This is a genomic window from Candidatus Poribacteria bacterium (assembly GCA_021295715.1).
Lineage (GTDB): Bacteria > Poribacteria > WGA-4E > WGA-4E > WGA-3G > WGA-3G.
In genome coordinates, this window is the sequence record JAGWBV010000105.1 from 1 (window position 1) to 4,833 (window position 4,833).

A 4,833-nucleotide genomic window follows, 5' to 3' on the forward strand; every position below is an offset into this window, starting at 1 on the left:
TATTCTTTAGGTAACACCCCGATTTTAGCACAGTTTCTATATTTGGGCAAATTTTATAGTGAAACCCATGGTCATTTATGGTAAACTTTAGAATTAACTGTTTCTATTCCCTTCAACGGATCCATCCGTCCCGACATCTGTATTTTCCCGATTATTGTCAGTCGTCTCTGAGGTCTTCAGCATATAGACCTCCTCCAAAAATCGACTGTAGCTAATAGAACCACGTCCTCCCATTTTTTCAACAATCGGACTGGCGATGGTGCGTGCGAGTTCCGATCGGCGGTGCCCAGGCAGCGTTGCCCGCCGCGTAAGATATTCACGTATTACCCGCATCTCCCTCTCTGTCACTAACGTCGGCTGTATCCAAGCCGTATAGATAAGATCTCGTGGTGGGATGCTGATAGATTGGTTACCTACGTGTGAACCGCCGCCGGTCGGTTTCAACTCGGTGCGCGTCGTTTTAATAACAAGTGTCCCTGCTGCGAGGTCCCCTAACCGCTGCCAATTTCTGTTTAACATCATACACAGCAAACCCACGCCATAAAAGAAGGGGAGAAAATCGACAACCCGCACCAGATTCCGGATCGCAGCATCCGCGAAACCGATTGGATAGCCCCCCTCCTTGATAACACGCAAACCGAGTGCGAGTTTTCCAAAGGTTTGACCATTTGTGGTCGCCTCAAACACCATATAGTAGCCCCAGAATATCGCGAAGACAAGGATCCCACCCAACGCCCCGAGCCAATTGCCGACAATGTCTCCAAGTTCAGAGATAAATCGCCTGTTGACGTAATATCCGACAAGTGAAATCAGCGTCAGCAACGCAGTATCAATGAGTGCTGCATAGAAACGGGAGCCGATACCCGCCTGCTGAAAGTTTATATCAATTTGCTCAGGTGTTTCCACGGATACTTGTTCATTCATTTGTAAAGTAGGGACCTTTCTCTGTAAAATAGGTTGATTTTCGATACGAATCGGTGTTTAATTTAACCATGACTGCTATAGAATTCATTGCCAAAAAACAGAATACTTGGGATGAGCTTGAAACATTACTCACCCATTCACGCGGAGCGAGTGCGGGGCAACTCAATCGGCTCGGGTATCTATACCGACGTGTCACGTCCGATTTAGCGGTCGCCCGACGCGATTTCCCACAGGATCCGTGTGTCGCATATCTCAACGCGCTCGCTTCACGCGCACATGCCGCGGTCTACCAGACCTCCCCTTTCAAACGTGGCACGCTTCGTCAGTTTCTTCTTTTCGGTTTCCCGGCAGTATTCCGTGAAAACCTCAGCTTCATCGGCGCAGCGTTTGTGGTGTTCACGGTCTCATTTGCGGCAGCATATTGGATCGCTTTGAGCACCCCGGAACTTGCGGAACAAATTGTTCCTGAACACTTTGCCTCTGGAACAACACATCAGCAGAAAACCGAAATTTATTTGCTTCCTTTGTAATGACCAACAACATTCGGGTTGCGTTTTTTGCCTTTGCTGGCGGCATCATATTTATGGTTGGCAGTGCCTACATTTTAGTTATCAACGGTATTGTCATCGGTGCAATCGCAGGCATGTGTCATGTTAACGGGGTTGCTCTCGCCCTCTGGTCGTTTGTATCGCCGCACGGCTATATTGAACTCACAACGATTTTCATTGCTGGTGGTGCCGGGTTAAAGTTAGGATACGCCCTTATCGCGCCCTCGCTGCTTACGCGGAAACGGACTTTGACGGACGCGGCGAGGACCGCTATTCAGTTGCTCGGTGGAAGCGTTGCCTTGCTTGTCGTTGCGGGGATTATTGAAGGTTTCGTGTCGCCTTCGGGTTTACTCCCCTCCGTCAAAATCGGATTCGGTGCGTTGACGGGCATCCTGCTGTTCACCTACCTCTTTGCAGTGAAAGCTGGATAATCTTTTTAATTTTACCTTGCGGTTCGGTCAGGTGCGTCTGAAGCCTTGACGTTCCTTCCCGTATATCCGCTCTCCAAATGTAAAGCAAAGACAAATTATGCCATTTAAGGCATAATTTCATTACGAGCTACGAGCTTTGGTTTCCTTTCTTTTATTCACCTGTTCAACTCCAGTCGTCCGAGATGGACACAGCCTCTCAGGTGCCATAAATCGCAAACTTCAAATTTGAGACTTGGCTTTCAGTTCCAAGTACTTATTCACGACCGCCATTGTCAACTGATGCGCAGGCACATCAATCGTGATAACCCCTCGACGCCGGAGAATATCTAACGTTGCCTGTTTCTCCTGCAACAACCGCTCAGCGATCGCCTTCTCGTAAACCGACTTGGAATCTGTAGACTGCTGTTCCGCCAATTCAACGATACCGGAATCTGTCAAGGTCACACAAGCAACGAGGTGATGCTTAGAGAGTTGCGACACATAGGCAGCGATCCCTTCAGCAGAATCGCTATCCAAGATGTCCGTAAATAGGATAATGAGTGCACGTTTGCGCTGCTTCGTAGCGAGATACTTGAACGCCGCTTCAAAATCGGGTTCAACGGAATAAACAGGGAGCGCGTAGATCGTTTCGAGCATCGTGAGAAACTGTTTTTTGCCGGGCTTCGGTGCAAGGTATTGATGAACGGTATCCGCAAAAGCGATCAATCCAACCTTATCCCCTTTGAGCGTCGAGACATACGCCGTCATCAGAGTTGTGTTAATAGCATAATCCAATTTAAGCATCATCGGCAGCATTTGACCCGCAACTTGTGTTTTTAAGTTTTGTATCGGAGGCGAGTTGCGAATCAAATCAGGATGATCGGGATCGCGAACTTTCCGAGACTTCTGCGATAGAATCTCTGTTGAGCGGGGTGCGGTCGCATCCAAAAGGATCGGCGAAGCCATGAGTCTCCCAGTGTCCAACATAATGACAATATCTTGGCTCCGTTCGGTCTCAAATTCCCGAACAATCGGTTTCCGTTGCCGCGCAGTGGCATTCCAATCCATACGACGAAAGTCGTCATCAGGAAAATACTCACGGAGCCGCTCCATCTCGGTGCCTTCCCCGAATCGCCGTGAATTCTTCAGTCCAATCTGATGGAGCATCCCCCGCTTCACTAAGAGTTCATATTGTCGAACGGCTTGTAGGTTCGGATAAACCTTTATTTCCGTCGCCGCTGGGACACGCCGTTGCCGGACGACAAGTCCCAAGATCCCCTGACCCCGCAGATGTATATCTACGAACTGATAAATCCCGCGTCGTAACGGGGTCAGGCGATACACTATATCTGTCTGGTCCATCGGGGAAACAGAGCAATCGTGGACGACCGCATCGAACAGAAACTCGTCGGGAAAATCGTCTTTGAGACGCATCTTGAGCTGGTAGCGCGAGCGGTTGATGACTTTCAACCTCACGACATTCTCTGCTCCCAACGAAAACTTGGAATTCATCTCACGGTGTACCTCGACGTTTTTAAAAAGCGGATTCGTAAGGTAATCCACGGCACTGACGACGAAAAGCACCACCATATAGGCACCACCGACAAACAAAAGACTCGGTGAAACACCGCTCAGCGCAATTGGAACGGCTACCGGAAGTAAGAAGATGAGGAGACGATTGCTCAAATGCATTTTTTAATTTTACCTTGCGGCTCGGACAGATAGGTTTCAGGTTTGAAATAGTATAACTTAACGCGGAATTTCTGATTCGGCGAGCAACCTATCAATCACATCGTCTGGGGTTAGTCCTTCAATCTCGGCATCCGGTTTTAGGAGAATCCGATGTCGATAGACTGGCGGTGTCAAAAATTTGACATCATCGGGCAGAATATAATCCCGTCCTTGAAGTGCGGCGTAGGTCTTACTCGCTAACAATAAGGCAATCGAGGCGCGCGGACTTCCGCCTAATACTAACTCATTCGACGCACGTGATGCCTCCGCCAAACCGACAATATACCTGAAGATCGAATCCTCCACCGTGACTGCTTGGATCGCCTCCTGACACGCGTGAAGTGAAGCACTGTCAAGGACACTTTCAATACCTAATGTTTCCAAGCGAGTGGCATTAAAACCGTGATGATAGTTCATCAAAATCTCTGTTTCTACTTCTGGATCGGGATAATCCACGCGTAATTTGAACAGAAACCGGTCCAGCTGGGCTTCGGGAAGTGGGTAAGTGCCTTCGTATTCGATAGGATTTTGCGTTGCTAACACCATAAATGGCGGTGGGAGTTCATGGCGGACCCCGTCAATGCTTACCTGACGTTCTTCCATAGACTCTAAGAGTGCCGATTGCGTTTTCGCGGGTGCCCGGTTAATCTCATCAGCGAGCAGGACATTCGTGAAAACGGGACCCCGCTTGAGGTTAAATTGGTTTGTCGTCAAATCGTAGACGCTGGTACCGACAATATCCGACGGCATCAGGTCAGGGGTAAATTGTACACGGCTGAATTGCCCAGAGACTATCATTGCCAAGGTTTTCGCAACGAGTGTTTTCGCCGTCCCGGGGACTCCTTCCAACAACACATGCCCGCCTGAAAATAGGCTAACGACAATAAGCTCAAAAAGTTCTGTTTGTCCAACAATAACCTTTTGTGCCTCCTGCTTCATTTTTTCAAAAACCGTTTGAACGAGATTCGTCATATTTTAATTTTACCTTGCGGTTCGGTCAGGTGAGTTTCAGGTTTGAAGTGCCTTTACGTATATCTAAGGGAAATCCGCAGAAATACACAGAAACACCCTATCAAATACCCCTATCAAATACCCCAAGCAAAAACACCTCCACTTCGTTACGGACTATGGCTACGTAAAATAACGTGAGTTTGATAAAAGTGTCAAGTTGGGTTTCGCTACTGGTATTGATACAGAAAGTGGTCTTGAAAAACGAAATA

5 protein-coding genes are annotated in these 4,833 nt (G+C 48.3%); 2 read left to right on the forward strand and 3 right to left on the reverse strand.

The genetic code is table 11. The features are described from left to right. Nucleotides 1–93: 93 nt before the first annotated feature. A complete protein-coding gene (locus J4G07_19665; GenBank protein MCE2416208.1) occupies nucleotides 94–924 on the reverse strand; it encodes an RDD family protein in 831 nt (276 codons plus the stop codon). Between the two features lie 68 nt (nucleotides 925–992). On the opposite strand from J4G07_19665, the gene J4G07_19670 reads away from it, so the two are divergent. Next, complete coding sequence (locus J4G07_19670; protein MCE2416209.1) at nucleotides 993–1,454, forward strand: hypothetical protein; 462 nt, start codon at nucleotides 993–995, stop codon at nucleotides 1,452–1,454. Further along, a complete protein-coding gene (locus J4G07_19675) occupies nucleotides 1,454–1,903 on the forward strand; it encodes a stage II sporulation protein M (GenBank protein ID MCE2416210.1) in 450 nt (149 codons plus the stop codon). Before J4G07_19670 ends, J4G07_19675 begins: the two co-directional genes overlap by 1 nt. Nucleotides 1,904–2,122: 219 nt before the next feature. On the opposite strand, the gene J4G07_19680 is transcribed toward J4G07_19675, so the two are convergent. Further along, nucleotides 2,123–3,574 (reverse strand): DUF58 domain-containing protein, encoded by a 1,452-nt coding sequence (locus J4G07_19680; GenBank protein MCE2416211.1) that lies wholly within the window; start codon nucleotides 3,572–3,574, stop codon nucleotides 2,123–2,125. 57 nt (nucleotides 3,575–3,631) lie between these two features. After that, nucleotides 3,632–4,585 carry a MoxR family ATPase gene (locus tag J4G07_19685; protein MCE2416212.1) on the reverse strand — a complete coding sequence of 318 codons (954 nt, stop codon included), beginning with the start codon at nucleotides 4,583–4,585 and terminating at the stop codon, nucleotides 3,632–3,634. Nucleotides 4,586–4,833 lie beyond the last annotated feature (248 nt).